Genomic DNA, 19,468 nt, shown 5'->3' on the forward strand with positions numbered 1-19,468 from the left:
ATATCTTCTGTTATTTGATCGAAATGCAATTAAAATAATTTTTCTTCTACAATTTCAATCTGTTCAATTAATTTTTTAACAAAGCGTAATTTGTCCGCTGTCACTTGTGCAGCTTGCCAGTTGCTTTGGGTTAATTCGGTTTCAATTTGTTGCAATAAGACTTTTTGCTCTGCTTCAATCTCGTTTCTAAATTCATCTAATGCAATGTTATCTTTATTGCTTTCAATCTCGTCTAATTGTTCACGCCATTGTAATTGTTGCATTAAAAAAGCTACATCTTGCGTACTTTTCTGCTCTAAATCTTGGATCTCACCTGTATGAACTTGGATAATCGCTTCTGCTCGTAAAATCGGATCTTTGAGCGTTTTCAAAGCATCATTAATTTCAGCAGATTGTTGCATCGCCAACCGTTGTTCTTGTGCCGATTGGGTAGCGAAATTATCAGGGTGAAATTGCTTTTGTAATTGCAAAAAACGGGCAGACAACAACGCCTGATCAACCTCAAATTGAACAGGTAAATTGAACAAAGAAAATGGATTGGTCATAACTTTCTCATTTTATACGTTAAAACTTTCGCCACAACCACATTGATCTTTTACATTTGGGTTATGGAATTTGAAACCTTCGTTCAAGCCTTCTTTGACAAAATCAAGTTCCGTGCCATCTAAATACACAAGACTTTTGGTATCCACGATGATTTTAACACCATCTTGCTCAAAAACCTGATCATCTTCGTTGATAATATCCACAAATTCTAGCACATAAGCCAAGCCTGAACAGCCCGATGTTTTTACACCCAAACGCAAGCCTTCGCCTTTACCACGATTTTTCAAAAAAGTACTGACTCGATTGACCGCACTTTCGGTTAATGTTACTGCCATTTTGTTCTCCTAGTGAGTAATTCGCTCTGTACAGAAATTTGCCCCCCTTCGCCTTTCAGGCACTTCCCCCCGCAAGCAGAGGGAAGAAAAATATTGCACATTTCACCACTACAAGCAGGGGAAAGAAAATATTGTACATTTCATCACTACAAGCAAGGGAAAGACAATTCTGTACATTTCGCTCCCCCTGCTTGCGGGGGGAGCTGGGCGAAGCCCTGAGGGGGGCTGTAAATTACTTCGCTTGTTTCGCCTTATAATCCGCAATCGCTGCTTTAATGGCATCTTCGGCTAAAATCGAACAATGCACTTTCACTGGCGGCAATTCCAATTCTTCGGCGATTTGGCTGTTCTTAATCGCACCCGCTTCGTCTAAGGATTTGCCTTTTACCCATTCAGTAATCAATGAACTTGATGCAATCGCCGATCCGCAACCGTAAGTTTTGAATTTGGCATCTTCAATAATGCCGTTATCATTCACCTTAATTTGTAATTGCATCACGTCACCACAAGCTGGTGCGCCGACCATGCCAGTGCCGACATCAGCCGATTTTTTATCCATTGCACCAACGTTGCGTGGATGTTCGTAGTGATCTAATAATTTCTCGCTGTATGCCATGTTGTTATTCCTTCTAAAATTAGTGAGCTGACCACTCAATGGTGTTTAAATCAATGCCTTCTTTGAACATATCCCAAAGTGGCGATAAATCTCTTAATTTTTGCACCGCACCTTGCATTAGGCTAATGGTGTAGTCAATTTCTTCCTCGGTTGTGTAACGTCCTAAAGTGAAACGGATTGAACTGTGAGCCAATTCATCGTTTAAGCCCAACGAACGTAACACATAAGACGGCTCAAGACTGGCTGATGTACAAGCAGAACCTGATGAAACAGCAATGTCACGCAATGCCATCATTAAACTTTCACCCTCAACATAGTTAAAGCTGATGTTGAGATTGTTATCTAAACGATGTTCCATTGAGCCATTAACATAGGTTTCTTCAATGTCTTTCAAACCGTTGTATAAGCGGTCACGCAGTGCTTTTAAGCGTGGCATTTCAGTTGCCATTTCTTCTTTACAAATGCGGTAGGCTTCACCCATTCCTGCAATTTGATGCACAGGCAATGTACCTGAACGCATACCCCGTTCGTGACCACCACCATGAATAATCGCTTCTAAACGAATACGTGGTTTACGGCGAACATACAATGCCCCAATGCCTTTTGGTCCATATAACTTATGGCTGGACATTGATAATAAATCTACAGGCAACTCGGCTAAATTAATCGCCACTTTACCCACGCTCTGAGTCGCATCGGTATGAAAAATTACTTTATTCGCACGGCAAATTTCACCGATAGCTTTAATATCTTGAATTACGCCGATTTCATTGTTAGCGTGCATAATCGACACCAAAATGGTATCAGGACGAATCGCTGCTTTTAACGTATCAAGATCGATTAAACCATCAGTTTTTGGATCTAAATAAGTAACCTCAAAACCTTCACGCTCAAGCTGACGGCAAGTATCTAACACCGCTTTATGTTCGGTTTTACAAGTAATAATATGTTTGCCTTTGGTTTGATAGAAATGAGCCGCACCTTTAATCGCAAGGTTATCTGACTCTGTCGCTCCTGAAGTAAACACGATTTCACGGCTATCTGCTCCGATCAAATCGGCGATTTGATTACGAGCAATATCCACCGCTTCTTCTGCTTGCCAACCAAATTTGTGCGAACGAGATGCTGGGTTGCCAAAGTTGCCATCAATGGTTAAAAATTCCATCATTTTTTTTGCAACACGTTCATCGACAGGGCAAGTTGCCGCATAATCCAAATAAATGGGTAATTTCATTAATTCACTCCTAAATAAAATATTACGTTCAATAAGCTAATTAAATTAGCTATTTACGACTAAAAGGTTGTCAAAATCTTGGTGAGTTTGATGAGAACGTTCTTTTGCCGCTATCTTTTGAGTAACCAATTCTGCTAAAGTAATTTGATCTAAAAAGCTCTCAATACGGTTACTTAGTTCTTCCCATAAGGAATGGGTTAAACATTCCTGACCATCGCGACAATTCCCTTTTCCAAGACATTTGGTCACCGCAATATTCTCATTCACTGCGGTAATAATCATTCCAATAGAAATTTTATCCGTAGGTAATCCTAACTGATACCCTCCCCCAGGACCCCGTACGCTTCTAACTAAGCCATGACGGCGTAGTTTGGCGAAAAGCTGTTCTAAATAAGAAAGGGAAATAGCCTGTCGTTCAGAAATATCTGATAATGTCACTGGATTATCCTGAGCATTTAACGCTATATCCAAAATAGCGGTAACGGCATAACGTCCTTTGGAAGTGAGTTTCATCGTTCTCTTTCCTTTGAAAATAATCAATGCGAATAGTTTACTTAACCCTGTAAAATAGTCAACTATTATTATCTACAGAAATCAACCGTTTTTCCACCGCACTTAACATACCTCGCAGAATATTTAGCTCATTTTTTTCGATCTCAGCACGTTGATATAAACGTCTTAATTTTGACATAACACCTTGATTATGAATAAAACCTAAAGATTGATAAAGACGTTCGGTATGTGCAAAGAAATATTCTAACTCCTGTGCTGTGGCTAAATGTTGAGGCGACATAACGGAATTATCTATCACTGAAACAGGTGTTGTTTGTAAAAATGCCGTTCTTAATTCATAACAAATTAATTGTACTGCCATCGCCAAATTTAATGAAGAATAATCAGGGTTGGCAGGAATGGTCAAATGATAACGACATTTTAATAATTCTTCATTAGTTAAACCTACTCGCTCACGACCAAAAATAATTGCTATTTTTTGACCGCACTTCACCGCCTCAATAGCCAATTTACCACATTGACGAGGCTCAATTAAACTACTTTGTAAATGACGTAATCTCGCACTGGTGCCAATCACCAAAGAACAATCTGCAATCGCCTGTTCAAAACTGGGAACAATCACGGCATTTCTCACCACATCATCTGCCCCCGCCGCCAAAGCGATAGATTGTTCATCAGGAAGATATTTAGGCGAAACTAAATAAAGCTGACTAAGCCCCATGGTTTTCATTGCCCGAGCAGCCGAGCCAATATTGCCTGAATGAGAGGTTTCCACCAAAACAATGCGAATATTTTTTAACATTTTTCTTTCTATAAATGAAAATTTATAGATATTTTATCATAGTATCCCCTATTTCCTGCGTTGCATTGAGGAAAAATTTTTAATGGTGGCAAATCGCTTAAAAAATGTCTATAATGCACCACAGTTTGAGGTAATGTAAAAAACATTCCCCCTTGTTCTTTTCACAATTTCTAATGGATATTCTTATGAACCCAATGTTAAATATCGCAATTCGTGCTGCACGAAAAGCAGGCAATATCATCGCAAAAAGTTACGAAAACCATGCAGATATTGAAACGCAAATTAAAGGCAATTATGACTATGTGACCAACGTAGATAAAGCTGCTGAAGCCGCAGTTATTGAAACCATTCGTGCCTCTTACCCTGATCACAGCATTATCACTGAAGAATCAGGCGTATTAGATGGTAACGACCGTGATACACAATGGGTTATCGATCCATTAGATGGTACCACTAACTTTATCAAAAGTTTCCCACAATTTGCTGTTTCTATCGCTATTCGTGTCAAAGGTCGCACCGAAGTAGGCGTAGTTTATGATCCAATCAAAAATGAATTATTCACCGCAGTACGTGGTGAAGGGGCGAAATTAAACGATATCCGTTTACGCATTGCCGACCGCCGTGATATCAAAGGCACCGTGTTAGCCACTGGCTTCCCATTTAAACAGCCTAAATTAATGCCTGTACAAATGGCAATAATGAACGCTTTAATCACCGATGTCGCTGATTTCCGCCGTGCAGGTTCCGCTGCTTTAGATTTATGTTACACCGCCGCAGGACGTGTTGATGGCTTCTTTGAAATGGGTTTAAAACCTTGGGACTGTGCCGCAGGTGAATTAGTGGTGCGTGAAGCGGGTGGCTTAGTTTGCGATTTCAATGCAGGACATAACTATTTGAAAGACGGACATATTATCGCCGCTCACCCAAGAGTAGTGAAAGAAATTTTGAATAAAATTCAGCCTTGTTTGGGAGAAGTGTTTAAGGGCTAATCGTTGAGTGAAAAGGGGCAATTACCCCTTTTTTAAATTTTATTTTCTATTAACCAAGTTTGAAACTGCGGTTGATTAATCTTTAATTCATCTCCAACGCCTCGTGTGATTAGATCTGCTCGTTCAAGTTTTTTTATTTTACCTTGAATTGTACTACTACTTATTTGTTTAACTCCCAACAAGTTTGCCAATTGTTGGCGAGTGTCTTGGCTGTACAATGCACTTTTTCCTTGAGCAATTAAACGCAAAATTTGTTTCTCAAGATCGCTTAGCTGTTGCCATTGTTGCACATTCTCATTTTGAAAGCCTATTTCATCTAAGGTCTTTTGCACTGCCTGTTCTAAAGAAAGATCAGGATCGATAATCAAATTCTGCGTAATCGTCCGCATATACAATGGTGTATAATTTAATCGTTGGAAAATCGTAAAAAATACCGCTTTATCTAATACTTTTCCAACTCGTTGCTGATAAATATCAGCTAAAAAGTCAGTAAAATCACGACCAAGATTTGGGAAATTGAGTGCATGTGCAAAATGAAAGAATGGTGCTTTACTGTCATTAAACATCGTACGCAAACCATTTGTGCTTGAGCCAGTAAAAATCACTTTAATTTTAGATTGATACATATCAAGCCCTGTACGCAAAGATTTCACTAAGGCTTGCATTCCCTTAATTCTAGCCAATTCTTGGATTTCATCAAACAGCATTAAGACTGGCTTCTGACTGGTTTCTGCAATTTCTTGCAATAAACGACTTGGGCTGGTTGGTTCTGGTAATTTTCCATTGTCTAAGTCTAATCCAACCATCCCTGCAATTTCAACGGTTTTAATTTTTCCCAACGCTTTGTTTAACTTAGCTTGTACTGTTTTAGTTAGAAAAGAGGATAATGCCTGACAAAAGGCTTGCTGAATATCAGTTCCCTGAGTTTGGTTATCTCCAGAAATAAATGTATCCATAAAACTAAAATAGCAAACGTGAAACCCTTTTTCTTCTGCTAATGGTTTAATATCTTGTAATAAAAATTGTGTTTTCCCCATACGACGTGGAGCAAACAATGTCAAAGCATGGCTAATACCATCTTTCAAACTCGCCACTAAACGTTCTGCAAGTTCTGTTCGTGGATAATAGAGTGGATCCTTGGTTATATTGCTCATTTTATATCCCTTTATACAAAATTATACATCGCGTGTATAATTATACTTCACGCATATAATTTTGTATATTTTATTTTGATAAATATGAATAAATTAAATCTAAACTGATTTTCGTCAACCCTTCTATCTGCTCCACCCAATGCTCAAGCTGTTCGTTCCATTCTGGTAACTCTACCTGTTGTATTAAATTTGCCACATTTTGCACAGATTGCATGGCTAAACTGGCGGCAGCCCCTTTTAATTTATGAGCGGTTTCGGCTAATTGCTGTTTGGTGATGTTACCTTTCAAATACTCTTGATAGGCTTTAGCGACATCTAAATCTCCGCCGTTGATTTCTTGTTTAAATAAACGGATATTTTCGGTATATAAATCTTTGCCAATAAATTCAAGTAACTCTGCCAGAATTTCAGGGTTAAAATATTCGGCTAAATCTTCGGGAATGGCTTGAGTATCAGCGTTCTTTGGTGAATGTTCTAACATTTCACTTTCGCCAAAATAGGTATTCAAGCAAGAGGTTAATTCATTAACTAACAACGGCTTACGCAATACATCGTCCATGCCCTGACGTTGATATTCTGCTTTGTCTTGCATCACATTGGCGGTCAACGCAATCAACGGCGGAAGATAATCATAGCGATCATTTTGATAGCCGTCACGTAAATAATGAGCAATTTCAAAGCCTGTCATATCGGGGAGTTGAATGTCTAATAACAATAAATCATAGCTGTTATGTTCAAAGGCTTGAATCGCTTCTTTACCCGACATTGCCACATCCACCCGATGTCCTAATTTCTCTAACAGCGTTTTCACCACGGTAATATTGAGCTGAATATCTTCCACTAATAAAATTTGCAAATTTTGCACCGCACTTTTTTCTATTGGTTTCTCTTGTTTTTCAATAGATTCAGCTTGAATAGTCAGAGTAAAGGTTGTTCCTTTTCCCAATTCGCTAACAACCGTTAAATCACCGTGCATTAAATGGGCAATATTTCTTGAAATAGCTAACCCAATACCACTGCCAGCGGATTTTTTACCACTGTCTGCCACTTGATAGTACATGGTAAAGATTTTCTCTAACTCTTGGCTGGGAATACCTTGTCCAGTATCACTAATCGCAAAGCTATATTGATTATTAGATATTTTTTTAACTTCTAGGACAATCACACCTTTTTCGGTGAATTTCACTGCATTACTCAGCAAATTCCATAACACTTGGCTTAGGCGAGTTTGGTCTAATTGCAAAAAGTGCGGTAGATTTTCATTGAGTTTCATTTGAAATTGCAGACCTTTTTGTTCAGCTAATAGGGTGGCAATATTCTGCATATCGGTTAAAAATGAATAAAAATCCGTTTCTCGATAACATAGTTCAATGTTTTTTCCATCAATTCTTTCTAAATCAATAATATCATTGAAAATATGCCCTAAAGATACAGTACTTATACTGATGGTGTGTAGATAATTTCGTTGTTGCTCCGTAAGGTGCGTATCTAGCAAAATCTGGCTTAAACCCAAAATGCCATTTAATGGCGTGCGTAATTCGTGACTAATCGTGGCTAACAATGCACTTTTGTCTTGAATAGATTTTGCCAGAGCCAAGCGTGAAAGTTCAAGACGTTCCACCAAGACGGTAAAAAAATAAATTACAAAAGGGGCTGAAATAAGCCCGAAAATAATGGCATAAACTAGACTTTCCCAATGAATTTCTCCCACAATAAGCAAACTTAAAATAATGTGCGTCATTAGGGCAAAAATCGCTAATATAAGAAAGCCTAATATAGAAAATCTTACTCGACCCAGTTTAATCACCCAGTCAATATAGAGTTGAGTGAAATGTTTAACGTTTTTCATAGATAGCCATAGGATTAATTAAAAATTTAGATTATCTTAACAAAATTTCATGAAATAAGGGGGCAAATTTGTGATCTGCCCCCCATTTTTATTTTATCAATGACCTGTTAGTCCATTGCCGCCATTAAACTGGCATTTCCTCCCATTGCAGCAGTGTTAATGCTCACCGATTTTTCGTGCATTAACGGTAATAAGGATTGGGCTAACGCTAAGTTTTCCACAAAGGTCATAATCGCCCCGTTACGTTCCGCATAATGGGATTTTTCGGCTTGAGAAAGTGGATTTAACACAATAAGTTGGCTTAACTGGTCAAGACTGTTAAAGTCATTTACCACAGTAATAAATTTACTCAATTTATTGGCGTGTTGGGCTAATGGCGAATTTGCCCTTACCACGCCACGGCTGCCTGCTGCGACAATCGCGACTAATGCCAATACTTGCTGGAATAACGCACCGTCACCAATGGCGATGTCGCCACGTGGTTCAAAACGTAAGAAATTGTTTTCACCTGTCACGCCGTGCATTTGGTGAATTTTGCCTAACGGTGAGCTTGCACTCAAGGTTTGCAAAGATTGTTGAGCTTGAGCCAATTCATCACCCGTCAATACCTGATTAAGTGCGGTGGAAAATTCGCTAATATTTGGCGTAATCCCTTCGGTTAATCCGTCAAAGTTCCATGCCGTACGGTTATTTAAACGTTGTAAGTATAATGCACCGCCCGCTTTTGGTCCCGTGCCGGATAAGCCTTGCCCACCAAATGGTTGCACCCCAACGACCGCCCCGACAATATTACGGTTGGCATATAAGTTACCTGCTTGAATGCCTTGCTCCCATTCACGTTGAGTTTGATCGATACGGCTATGTAAACCACAAGTCAAACCAAAGCCTGTGGAATTAATTTCTCTAATCACATCGTCTAATTTCTCTGCGTCATAACGAATGACGTGTAACACTGGACCAAACACTTCGTGTTTTAATTGATTAATATTGTCAATTTCGAGCAAGGTTGGGGCAACAAAAATGCCGTTCTCTGCCACATCTTTGGTAATCGGTACTTGATAACAAGATTTGGCTTGTTTTTTCATGACTTCAATATGATCAAGTAAGCGTTGTTGAGCCACTTTGTCAATAACAGGTCCCACATCAGTAGTAAGCTGTGCTGGGTTGCCTACCACTAATTCCGCCATTGCACCTTTAATTAATTCAAGTAAGTGATCCGCATTATCTTTTTGTAAATAAAGCACACGTAAAGCAGAACAACGTTGACCTGCTGAGTCAAAGGCGGAGTTCAATACATCAATAGTAACTTGTTCACCTAAAGCGGAACTATCGACAATCATGGCATTTTGACCACCAGTTTCCGCAATGAGTGGAATCAGACTATCATGTTTTTGTAGGTTAGCATTAATACGTTTGGCGGTATCGGTTGAACCCGTGAAAATTACGCCATTAACACGCTCATCAGTGGTTAGACTTTCACCGATGGTTTTACCTGAACCCGTTAATAATTGTAAGGCTTCTTTTGGAATACCTGCTTGATGGAATAAATTCACCGCAAAATACGCCATTAAAGAGGTTTGTTCTGCGGGTTTGGCTAATACCACGTTACCTGCCACTAAGGCAGAAGACACTTCACCAATAAAAATCGCTAATGGGAAGTTCCACGGACTGATGGCTACCACAACACCTCGTGGATCCTTAAAGCCTGCTGGATTGGCTCGCACTTGACCAGCATAATAACGGCAGAAATCCACCGCTTCACGCACTTCGGCAATGGCATTATTGAGGGTTTTACCTGCTTCTCGCACGGCTAAATCAAAGAGTTCTGGCAAATGTTGTTCCATTAAATCTGCCATTTTCTCTAATTTTTCTGACCGCACTTCTGGTGCGGTATTCGCCCATTGTTGTTTAAAATTCACTGCTGTTGTGAACGCTGTATTCACATCTTGCTCGTTGGCATCGATCACTTGACCTACAATTTGGCTTTGCACCGCTGGATTGTAAACTGTGCGAGAACTATTTCCTGTCACTTCACCGACAATTAACGGTTTCGCTTGATATTGTTTATCACTTAATTCGTTAAGCTGAGTTTGTAGCTGTTGTAAGGAAATCGCATCGGTTAGATCATAACCTTTTGAATTACGGCGTTCACCGTAAATATTCACCGGCAACGGTACTTTCGGGTGAGCCGTACCTTGGGTTTCTTTCGCTTTATTCACAGGATCTTCCGCCAAACTATCAACGCTAAAATGTTCATCGACAATTTGGTTCACGAAAGAACTGTTTGAACCGTTTTCTAATAAACGGCGAACGAGATAAGCCAACAAGGTTTGGTAGGAACCTACTGGTGCATAAATACGGCATTGTACATTCAGATTTTCTTTGCCAACCACTTGTTCATATAGGGTTTCACCCATGCCGTGCAGGCATTGAAATTCAAAATGTTTATCTTTGGCAAGGTGATAAACTGTCGCTAAAGTTTGTGCATTGTGCGTAGCAAATTGCGGATAAATCACATCTTGTGCAGACAATAATTTTTTCGCACAGGTGATATAGTTGATGTCGGAATGCACTTTACGGGTAAATACAGGATAATCCGTTGCCCCTTCCGCTTGGGCTAATTTGACTTCACTATCCCAATATGCCCCTTTTACTAGACGGATCATTAATTTACGATTATTGGCTCGAGCTTGAGCAATAATATGATCGATGACACGACTACAACGTTTTTGGTAGGCTTGCACCACAAAGCCAATGCCGTGGAAACCCTCTAAATCGGGATCAGCAATTAAGCGGTCAAGTAAATCAAGGGATAATTCAAGGCGAGCGGCTTCTTCCGCATCAATATTCAAGCCAATATCATATTTTTTGGCTAATAAAAATAATTCTTTGAGTTTCGGATAAAGTTCATCAATTACCCGTTGATGTTGGCTTAAACTATAACGGGGGTGAATAGCAGAAAGTTTGACGGAAACCCCTGAAGATTTATAAACGCCTAAGCCTTTTGATGTTTCCCCCACGGCACGAATGGAATTCACATAATCATTGTAATAACGATCCGCATCCTTTTGGGTTAAGGCGGTTTCACCTAACATATCGTAGCTATAACGGAAGCCTTTCTCAAAACGTTTTTCACCATTTTTAATCGCTGCATCAATGGTTTCCCCCGTCACAAATTGTTTACCTAATAAACGCATGCCTACATTCATACCTTGACGAATCAATGGCTCGCCGCCTTTGCTAATTAATTTGGATAAGGCACTAGATAGTTCTTTATCACTGTGGGACACAATTTTTTGTGCCACAATCAATCCCCATGCAGCGGAGTTAACAAATAAAGAGGGGCTATTGCCTAAGTGAGCTTTCCAATCGCCATGCACAAGTTTATCGTGAATCAGTTTATCTGCAGTGGTTTTATCTGGAATCCGCAATAAGGCTTCCGACAAGCACATTAAGGCAATCCCCTCCGCACTAGAAAGGGAAAATTCGTGCATTAACGCATCCACCCCGCTGGCTTTTTTGCGATCGGCTCGTACTTTGCTGACTAACTTTTTACACAGTTCAGCAATAGATTGAGATTGCTCGCTCATATCCGCTTTTTCAATTAGCTCCGCCACAATTTTTTGTTCGGGAATGCGATAAAATTCGCTTAATATCGGACGGATTGTTGTTTTAGGTAAAATCTCGTAACTCATAGATAACCTTCTTTTTAATATTTTCACTGAGTAAAGCGGTTGTAAAAACAACCGCACCTTTATAAAAGTAGTTCGCTAATAAACAAACTAGATGTATTTTTTCACGCCTTGCATCTCTTTGTGATAAGCCTTTTCCGCTTTATCAAAGGTTTCTGCAATTTCTGCTTTCGGGGCTGGCGTAATTAAAGAAATGACCAAAATGGCAATCGTCGCACAGATAAAGCCAGGAATCATTTCATATATTCCACTGTTTGGTACAAGCGTATTCCAGAACACCACGACCAATGCCCCCGTGATCATGCCTGCCATTGCACCTGCTGCATTCATGCGTTTCCAATAAAGCGATAACAATACCACAGGTCCAAAGGCACAACCAAAACCAGCCCAAGCATAAGATACTAAGCCAAGCACTTTACTGTTTGGATCCTGTGCTAAAACAATAGCTAAGATAGCAATCAATAGCACCATCATACGACCCAACCAGACAAGTTCTTTTTGACTGGCGTTCGGACGTAAGAAACCCTTATAAAAGTCTTCGGTAATGGCACTTGAGCAAATCAATAATTGACAGCTTAGGGTACTCATTACTGCCGCAAGAATAGCTGAAAGCAAAATACCTGCAATCCAAGGATTAAACAGTAAACGAGAAAGTTCAATAAAAACCTGTTCGTGATTTGCATTCACCAGTGTCGCTTTATCTGGATTGGCAAAGAAATATGCTTGTCCCCAGAAACCGATACTTACTGCACCAATCAAACAGATAAACATCCACGTCATACTGATACAACGAGCTTTAGGTACGGATTTTACCGAATCCGCCGCCATAAACCGTGCCAAGATATGTGGTTGACCGAAGTAACCTAATCCCCATGCCGATAAACTCAATAAGCCAATAAATGTGGTACCATTAAACATATCGGTAAAATCTCTGCCAGCAGCTTCACCAGCTTGAGCTAAAGCTTCAAAAGTCGGTTCAAAACCACCTAATTGCGTTAAAATAAAAATAGGTGTAAGAAATAAGGCAAAAAACATTAAACTCGCTTGAATGGTATCTGTCCAGCTGACTGCTAAAAACCCCCCGATAAAGGTGTAAGCAATTGTTGCTAACGCCCCGAGCCAAAGTGCAGTTTCATAAGGCACGCCAAATAAATTTTCAAATAAACGAGCCCCAGCAACCACGCCTGATGCACAGTAAATAGCGAAGAAGAATAGGATAATTGTGGCTGAAACAATTTTTAATACTTTAGTCTTATCGCCGAAACGATGATGAAAATAATCTGGTAATGTCAAAGCATTCTTATTAAATTCTGTATGCATACGCAATTTACCTGCGACAAATAACCAGTTTAAATACGCCCCTATGGTTAAACCAATGGCAATCCAACTTTCCACAAGCCCTGCTGCATAAACTGCACCAGGTAATCCCATTAACAGCCAACCTGACATATCAGATGCACCAGCTGAAAGTCCTGTCACAAAACTACCCAAACTACGTCCCCCAAGAATGTAGTCTGATAAATTATTTGTAAATCGATAGGCAATAAGCCCTATTGATACCATTCCGACAATATAGATCAGAAAGGTCGTTGTGGTAGGATCAAGACCAAACATAGCATATTCCTCTTATTAAAGATAAATTCGTATTGTAGAATACTCTACTGCCGTTTATAGGAACCTTGTTAAAATACATTTTCTAAAATAGAAAAAGCATTCTATTTATAAGGTTTTTTCAGTATATGCCAACCAAGAATAATATGTTACATTTTTATAACAAAATTGTGACGTACTTAACACTTTTTCTGAGAAATTTTATACAAATAGGAAAATCCAACAATAAAAAATAAGAAAAATGTCTAAATCCTATTCAATATAGAATAGCCATTAAAAAAGAACAAAACCCCAGCTACTCACGTAACTGGGGTTTTACTTGATAATAAAAAAACCTGATGGCGACCTACTCTCACATTGGGATTCCCAACACTACCATCGGCATCACAGCATTTCACTTCTGAGTTCGGCATGGAGTCAGGTGGCTCTACTGCATTATGACCATCAGGAAATCAGGGGTCAGATGACAGATTACAGACGGCAGTACCGTGTGTTATCCTGTATCCTACTTAATTCTTTCCTTTTTGTATTTTGTTCTTTAAATTTGAAACAAGCTGTCTGTTCGATTTTCTTTTTTGTCTGTTAGTGAGTTTCACGCTCTTCAACTGTCTTCTGTCTTCTGACATCTGTCTTCTGAATCAAAACCACTTGAGCGTTGTATAGTTAAGCCTCTCGGGCAATTAGTACTGGTTAGCTCAATGACTCACATCACTTACACACCCAGCCTATCTACGTCTTCGTCTTAAACAACCCTTACACACTTCTGTGTGGGAGAACTCATCTCTTGGCAAGTTTCGTGCTTAGATGCTTTCAGCACTTATCTCTCCCGCATGTAGCTACCCAGCAATGCTTCTGGCGAAACAACTGGAACACCAGGGATGCGTCCACTCCGGTCCTCTCGTACTAGGAGCAGCCCCAACCAATTCTCCTACGCCCACGGCAGATAGGGACCGAACTGTCTCACGACGTTCTAAACCCAGCTCGCGTACCACTTTAAATGGCGAACAGCCATACCCTTGGGACCTACTTCAGCCCCAGGATGTGATGAGCCGACATCGAGGTGCCAAACACCGCCGTCGATATGAACTCTTGGGCGGTATCAGCCTGTTATCCCCGGAGTACCTTTTATCCGTTGAGCGATGGCCCTTCCATTCAGAACCACCGGATCACTATGACCTACTTTCGTACCTGCTCGACTTGTCTGTCTCGCAGTTAAGCTTGCTTTTACCATTGCACTAACCTGACGATGTCCGACCGTCATTAGCAAACCTTCGTGCTCCTCCGTTACTCTTTGGGAGGAGACCGCCCCAGTCAAACTACCCACCAGACACTGTCCGAATACCCGTTTCAGATATTTCGTTAGAACATCAAACGTTAAAGGGTGGTATTTCAAGGTCGTCTCCACTCAAACTGGCGTTTAAGTTTCTCTGACTCCCACCTATCCTACACATCAAAATTCAAGGTTCAGTGTCAAGCTATAGTAAAGGTTCACGGGGTCTTTCCGTCTAGCCGCGGGTACACCGCATCTTCACGGCGATTTCAATTTCACTGAGTCTCGGGTGGAGACAGCCTGGCCATCATTATGCCATTCGTGCAGGTCGGAACTTACCCGACAAGGAATTTCGCTACCTTAGGACCGTTATAGTTACGGCCGCCGTTTACTGGGGCTTCGATCAGGTGCTTCTCTTTCGATAACACCATCAATTAACCTTCCAGCACCGGGCAGGCATCACACCCTATACGTCCACTTTCGTGTTTGCAGAGTGCTGTGTTTTTAATAAACAGTTGCAGCCAGCTGGTATCTTCGACCGGTTCAACCTTCATCTGTAAAAGACTACAATCTACGCCGGCGCACCTTCTCCCGAAGTTACGGTGCTATTTTGCCTAGTTCCTTCACCCGAGTTCTCTCAAGCGCCTGAGTATTCTCTACCTGACCACCTGTGTCGGTTTTCAGTACGGTTTAGTAAAGTCTTTCGCTTAGTGGCTTTTCCTGGAAGTGTGGTATCAACAACTTCGCTCCCTTAGGAGCTCGTCATCACGCCTTAGTGTTGAATTGGGATTCGGATTTGCCTAAATCCCCCACCTACACGCTTAAACAGCCATCCAACAGGCTGCTTGCCTAACCTTCTCCGTCCCCACATCGCAACTTTACCAAGTACGGGAATATTAACCCGTTTCCCATCGACTACGCTTTTCAGCCTCGCCTTAGGGGCCGACTCACCCTGCCCCGATTAACGTTGGACAGGAACCCTTGGTCTTCCGGCGAACGAGTTTTTCACTCGTTTTATCGTTACTTATGTCAGCATTCGCACTTGTGATACGTCCAGCAAACTTCTCAATTCACCTTCTTCCGCTTACACAACGCTCCCCTACCCAACAAGATTACTCTTGATGCCGCAGCTTCGGTGACTAGTTTTAGCCCCGTTACATCTTCCGCGCAGGCCGACTCGACTAGTGAGCTATTACGCTTTCTTTAAATGATGGCTGCTTCTAAGCCAACATCCTAGCTGTCTAAGCCTTCCCACTTCGTTTCCCACTTAACTAGTACTTTGGGACCTTAGCTGGCGGTCTGGGTTGTTTCCCTCTTCACGATGGACGTTAGCACCCACCGTGTGTCTCCTGAGTATCACTCTTCGGTATTCGCAGTTTGCATCGGGTTGGTAATCCGGGATGGACCCCTAGCCGAAACAGTGCTCTACCCCCGAAGGTGTTCGCTCAAGGCTCTACCTAAATAGATTTCGGGGAGAACCAGCTATCTCCCGGTTTGATTGGCCTTTCACCCCCAGCCACAAGTCATCCGCTAATTTTTCAACATTAGTCGGTTCGGTCCTCCAGTTAGTGTTACCCAACCTTCAACCTGCCCATGGCTAGATCACCGGGTTTCGGGTCTATACCTTGCAACTTGCCGCCCAGTTAAGACTCGGTTTCCCTTCGGCTCCCCTATTCGGTTAACCTCGCTACAAAATATAAGTCGCTGACCCATTATACAAAAGGTACGCAGTCACCTTACGGCTCCCACTGCTTGTACGTACACGGTTTCAGGTTCTATTTCACTCCCCTCGCTGGGGTTCTTTTCGCCTTTCCTTCACAGTACTGGTTCACTATCGGTCAATCAGGAGTATTTAGCCTTAGAGGATGGTCCCCCTATCTTCAGACAGAATTTCTCGTGTTCCGCCCTACTTCTTGTTAGCTTAGTACCACAATATAACTTTCAGATACGGGACTATCACCCTGTGTCGTTGAACTTCCCAGTTCATTCTCTTCGTTTTATCGCTATCACTAACGGCTCCTCCGCTTTCGCTCGCCGCTACTCACAGAATCTCGGTTGATTTCTTTTCCTCGGGGTACTTAGATGTTTCAGTTCTCCCGGTTTGCCTCGTTATTCTATGTATTCAAATAACGATAGTAGATTCTTCATCTACTGGGTTTCCCCATTCGGATATCTTGGATTAAACGCTTCTTATCAACTCATCCAAGCTTTTCGCAGATTAGCACGTCCTTCTTCGCCTCTGATTGCCTAGGCATCCACCGTGTACGCTTAGTCACTTAACTATACAACCTCAAATGTTTTTTTAAGAACACTTGATATTGCGTTTCAACTAAACACTTGACTGCTTTTGTTCAGTCAAGATTTTTTTTCTTCTACTCAGACTTTCTTTCGAAAATCTCTCAGTTTTCAGCTTGTTTCCAATTTTTTAAAGAACATAAGATTATCGGCTTTCGCCTATCATCATTGTTAAATTAACTTAGTTAAATCAACTAATTTTTTGTTTTTGTTTTTATTTTCCAACTTAGTTAGCTTAACAATGATGATAACAACAAGTTTTTTGTTTGGTGGAGATAAGCGGGATCGAACCGCTGACCTCCTGCGTGCAAGGCAGGCGCTCTCCCAGCTGAGCTATATCCCCATTCAGATAACAGACAACAGGTGTCAGATGACAGTGTTGCTATTTCTATTCCCTACGCTTACTTTCTCTGCCATCTGACTCCTGTCATCTGACATCTGAAAGTGGTGGGTCTGAGTGGACTTGAACCACCGACCTCACCCTTATCAGGGGTGCGCTCTAACCACCTGAGCTACAGACCCGTAGGGCAATTCTCGTTGCTTCTTCTTTTCTACTTTCTATCAGCCAATCTGTGTGGACACTTATTGCCACTGTTTTTGGTAAGGAGGTGATCCAACCGCAGGTTCCCCTACGGTTACCTTGTTACGACTTCACCCCAGTCATGAATCATACCGTGGTAAACGCCCCCCCTTCCGGTTAAGCTATCTACTTCTGGTACAACCCACTCCCATGGTGTGACGGGCGGTGTGTACAAGGCCCGGGAACGTATTCACCGCAACATTCTGATTTGCGATTACTAGCGATTCCGACTTCATGGAGTCGAGTTGCAGACTCCAATCCGGACTACGATGCACTTTCTGAGATTCGCTCCCCCTCGCAGGTTTGCCGCCCTCTGTATGCACCATTGTAGCACGTGTGTAGCCCTACTCGTAAGGGCCATGATGACTTGACGTCATCCCCACCTTCCTCCAGTTTATCACTGGCAGTCTCCTTTGAGTTCCCATCACTACATGCTGGCAACAAAGGATAAGGGTTGCGCTCGTTGCGGGACTTAACCCAACATTTCACAACACGAGCTGACGACAGCCATGCAGCACCTGTCTCATAGCTCCCGAAGGCACAAACTTATCTCTAAGTTCTTCTATGGATGTCAAGAGTAGGTAAGGTTCTTCGCGTTGCATCGAATTAAACCACATGCTCCACCGCTTGTGCGGGCCCCCGTCAATTCATTTGAGTTTTAACCTTGCGGCCGTACTCCCCAGGCGGTCGATTTATCACGTTTGCTACGGGCACCAGAGTTAAACCCCAATCCCCAAATCGACATCGTTTACAGCGTGGACTACCAGGGTATCTAATCCTGTTTGCTCCCCACGCTTTCGCACATGAGCGTCAGTATCTTCCCAAGGGGCTGCCTTCGCCTTCGGTATTCCTCCACATCTCTACGCATTTCACCGCTACACGTGGAATTCTACCCCTCCCTAAAGTACTCTAGCTACCCAGTCTGAAATGCAATTCCAAAGTTAAGCTCTGGGATTTCACATCTCACTTAAGTAACCGCCTGCGTGCCCTTTACGCCCAGTTATTCCGATTAACGCTCGCACCCTCCGTATTACCGCGGCTGCTGGCACGGAGTTAGCCGGTGCTTCTTCTGTAGTTAACGTCAATGATTTAGTCTATTAAACTAAATCCCTTCCTCACCACCGAAAGAACTTTACAACCCGAAGGCCTTCTTCATTCACGCGGCATGGCTGCGTCAGGGTTACCCCCATTGCGCAATATTCCCCACTGCTGCCTCCCGTAGGAGTCTGGACCGTGTCTCAGTTCCAGTGTGGCTGGTCATCCTCTCAGACCAGCTAGAGATCGTCGGCTTGGTAGGCCTTTACCCCACCAACTACCTAATCCCACTTGGGCTCATCTTATGGCATGTGGTCTTGCGATCCCACACTTTAATCCGAAGATGTTACGCGGTATTAGCTACAGTTTCCCGTAGTTATCCCCCTCCATAAGCCAGATTCCCAAGCATTACTCACCCGTCCGCCACTCGTCAGCAAAGTACAAGTACTTCCTGCTACCGTTCGACTTGCATGTGTTAAGCCTGCCGCCAGCGTTCAATCTGAGCCATGATCAAACTCTTCAATTTAAGTTCGATCGCTCAATAAACTGCTTGCTTCTAAATCTTTCTTCTCACTCTCAAAAAAAATGAAAAGTTAATGAATTTCTAAGTTAAGCACCTATTAAGACTTCAAGTTTTATTTAATTTTTTTAAAACAAGTCAATCAACAAGTGCCCACACAGATTGTCTGATAAATTGTTAAAGAACGATTGCATTTATGCAAGGCTTGAAATGATATAAATTTATCTCGCCTCTGTCAAGTAATCTTTTAAATTTAAAGCAAATTTATTGTTTGCTTTAAATTTACCTAATAACCTTAATGATAAACCTAATACTCATGTTTTCTAGTTAAAATAGACTAACTAGAAAAGCAACCAAAGCTAATACGGTTATAAGAACCATGGCTCTAAATAAAGTTTTTTGTAGTTCAACCATAATAACCTCCAAA

The 19,468-nt window shown here is 41.6% G+C and carries 11 protein-coding genes, 2 tRNA genes and 3 rRNA genes; 1 reads left to right on the forward strand and 15 read right to left on the reverse strand.

Features of this window, described 5'->3' with window-relative positions; translation table 11 throughout:
* Window positions 1-29 precede the first annotated feature (29 nt).
* The 6 genes from hscB to trmJ all read right to left on the reverse strand — a co-directional run bounded on the left by hscB (window position 30) and on the right by trmJ (window position 4,046).
* Complete coding sequence (hscB, locus tag O1Q81_RS00660) at window positions 30-545, reverse strand: Fe-S protein assembly co-chaperone HscB (RefSeq protein WP_386697703.1); 516 nt, start codon at window positions 543-545, stop codon at window positions 30-32.
* Between the two features lie 12 nt (window positions 546-557).
* Window positions 558-881: an iron-sulfur cluster assembly protein IscA gene (gene iscA / locus O1Q81_RS00665; RefSeq protein ID WP_386687711.1), complete on the reverse strand. Its 324-nt coding sequence runs from the start codon at window positions 879-881 to the stop codon at window positions 558-560.
* A gap of 232 nt (window positions 882-1,113) precedes the next feature.
* A complete protein-coding gene (iscU, locus tag O1Q81_RS00670) occupies window positions 1,114-1,497 on the reverse strand; it encodes a Fe-S cluster assembly scaffold IscU (RefSeq protein WP_386687713.1) in 384 nt (127 codons plus the stop codon).
* A gap of 19 nt (window positions 1,498-1,516) precedes the next feature.
* Window positions 1,517-2,731: an IscS subfamily cysteine desulfurase gene (locus tag O1Q81_RS00675; RefSeq protein WP_386687715.1), complete on the reverse strand. Its 1,215-nt coding sequence runs from the start codon at window positions 2,729-2,731 to the stop codon at window positions 1,517-1,519.
* A 45-nt stretch (window positions 2,732-2,776) separates the two neighbouring features.
* Window positions 2,777-3,244 (reverse strand): Fe-S cluster assembly transcriptional regulator IscR, encoded by a 468-nt coding sequence (iscR, locus tag O1Q81_RS00680; protein WP_386687718.1) that lies wholly within the window; start codon window positions 3,242-3,244, stop codon window positions 2,777-2,779.
* A gap of 58 nt (window positions 3,245-3,302) precedes the next feature.
* Window positions 3,303-4,046, reverse strand: a complete 744-nt coding sequence (gene trmJ, locus O1Q81_RS00685) for a tRNA (cytosine(32)/uridine(32)-2'-O)-methyltransferase TrmJ (RefSeq protein ID WP_386697705.1) — start codon at window positions 4,044-4,046, stop codon at window positions 3,303-3,305.
* Window positions 4,047-4,231: 185 nt separating this feature from the next.
* On the opposite strand from trmJ, the gene suhB reads away from it, so the two are divergent.
* Entirely contained in the window at window positions 4,232-5,035 is an 804-nt protein-coding gene (gene suhB / locus O1Q81_RS00690) for an inositol-1-monophosphatase (protein ID WP_386687722.1), read from the forward strand.
* A 32-nt stretch (window positions 5,036-5,067) separates the two neighbouring features.
* Here the strand turns inward: suhB and O1Q81_RS00695 are convergent, their stop codons facing one another.
* From O1Q81_RS00695 to O1Q81_RS00735, 9 genes are all read right to left on the reverse strand, one after another.
* Window positions 5,068-6,189 carry an ATP-binding protein gene (locus O1Q81_RS00695; protein WP_386687724.1) on the reverse strand — a complete coding sequence of 374 codons (1,122 nt, stop codon included), beginning with the start codon at window positions 6,187-6,189 and terminating at the stop codon, window positions 5,068-5,070.
* 70 nt (window positions 6,190-6,259) lie between these two features.
* Window positions 6,260-8,038: an ATP-binding protein gene (locus O1Q81_RS00700; protein ID WP_386697707.1), complete on the reverse strand. Its 1,779-nt coding sequence runs from the start codon at window positions 8,036-8,038 to the stop codon at window positions 6,260-6,262.
* 107 nt (window positions 8,039-8,145) lie between these two features.
* A complete protein-coding gene (gene putA, locus O1Q81_RS00705; RefSeq protein ID WP_386697708.1) occupies window positions 8,146-11,733 on the reverse strand; it encodes a bifunctional proline dehydrogenase/L-glutamate gamma-semialdehyde dehydrogenase PutA in 3,588 nt (1,195 codons plus the stop codon).
* Between the two features lie 87 nt (window positions 11,734-11,820).
* On the reverse strand, window positions 11,821-13,344 hold the full coding sequence (putP, locus tag O1Q81_RS00710; RefSeq protein ID WP_386697709.1) for a sodium/proline symporter PutP: 1,524 nt from the start codon (window positions 13,342-13,344) through the stop codon (window positions 11,821-11,823).
* 330 nt (window positions 13,345-13,674) lie between these two features.
* Window positions 13,675-13,790 (reverse strand): 5S ribosomal RNA (gene rrf, locus O1Q81_RS00715).
* A gap of 210 nt (window positions 13,791-14,000) precedes the next feature.
* Window positions 14,001-16,893, reverse strand: a 23S ribosomal RNA gene (locus tag O1Q81_RS00720).
* 280 nt (window positions 16,894-17,173) lie between these two features.
* Window positions 17,174-17,249: transfer RNA gene (locus tag O1Q81_RS00725), tRNA-Ala, on the reverse strand.
* Window positions 17,250-17,351: 102 nt separating this feature from the next.
* Window positions 17,352-17,428 (reverse strand) — tRNA-Ile (locus tag O1Q81_RS00730).
* A gap of 79 nt (window positions 17,429-17,507) precedes the next feature.
* Window positions 17,508-19,047, reverse strand: a 16S ribosomal RNA gene (locus O1Q81_RS00735).
* Together the 16S, 23S and 5S rRNA genes with 2 tRNA genes alongside form the textbook arrangement of a ribosomal RNA operon.
* Between the last annotated feature and the right edge of the window lie 421 nt (window positions 19,048-19,468).

The organism is Lonepinella sp. MS14436, from assembly GCF_042470565.1.
GTDB lineage: Bacteria > Pseudomonadota > Gammaproteobacteria > Enterobacterales > Pasteurellaceae > Lonepinella.

Coding starts and splice junctions, on each gene's coding strand:
- iscU (WP_386687713.1), bottom strand. CDS start 1,497: ATGGCATACAGCGAGAAATTATTAGATCACTACGAACATCCACGCAAC.
- trmJ (WP_386697705.1), bottom strand. CDS start 4,046: ATGTTAAAAAATATTCGCATTGTTTTGGTGGAAACCTCTCATTCAGGC.
- O1Q81_RS00700 (WP_386697707.1), bottom strand. CDS start 8,038: ATGAAAAACGTTAAACATTTCACTCAACTCTATATTGACTGGGTGATT.
- putA (WP_386697708.1), bottom strand. CDS start 11,733: ATGAGTTACGAGATTTTACCTAAAACAACAATCCGTCCGATATTAAGC.
- O1Q81_RS00675 (WP_386687715.1), bottom strand. CDS start 2,731: ATGAAATTACCCATTTATTTGGATTATGCGGCAACTTGCCCTGTCGAT.
- iscA (WP_386687711.1), bottom strand. CDS start 881: ATGGCAGTAACATTAACCGAAAGTGCGGTCAATCGAGTCAGTACTTTT.
- O1Q81_RS00695 (WP_386687724.1), bottom strand. CDS start 6,189: ATGAGCAATATAACCAAGGATCCACTCTATTATCCACGAACAGAACTT.
- iscR (WP_386687718.1), bottom strand. CDS start 3,244: ATGAAACTCACTTCCAAAGGACGTTATGCCGTTACCGCTATTTTGGAT.
- putP (WP_386697709.1), bottom strand. CDS start 13,344: ATGTTTGGTCTTGATCCTACCACAACGACCTTTCTGATCTATATTGTC.
- suhB (WP_386687722.1), top strand. CDS start 4,232: ATGAACCCAATGTTAAATATCGCAATTCGTGCTGCACGAAAAGCAGGC.
- hscB (WP_386697703.1), bottom strand. CDS start 545: ATGACCAATCCATTTTCTTTGTTCAATTTACCTGTTCAATTTGAGGTT.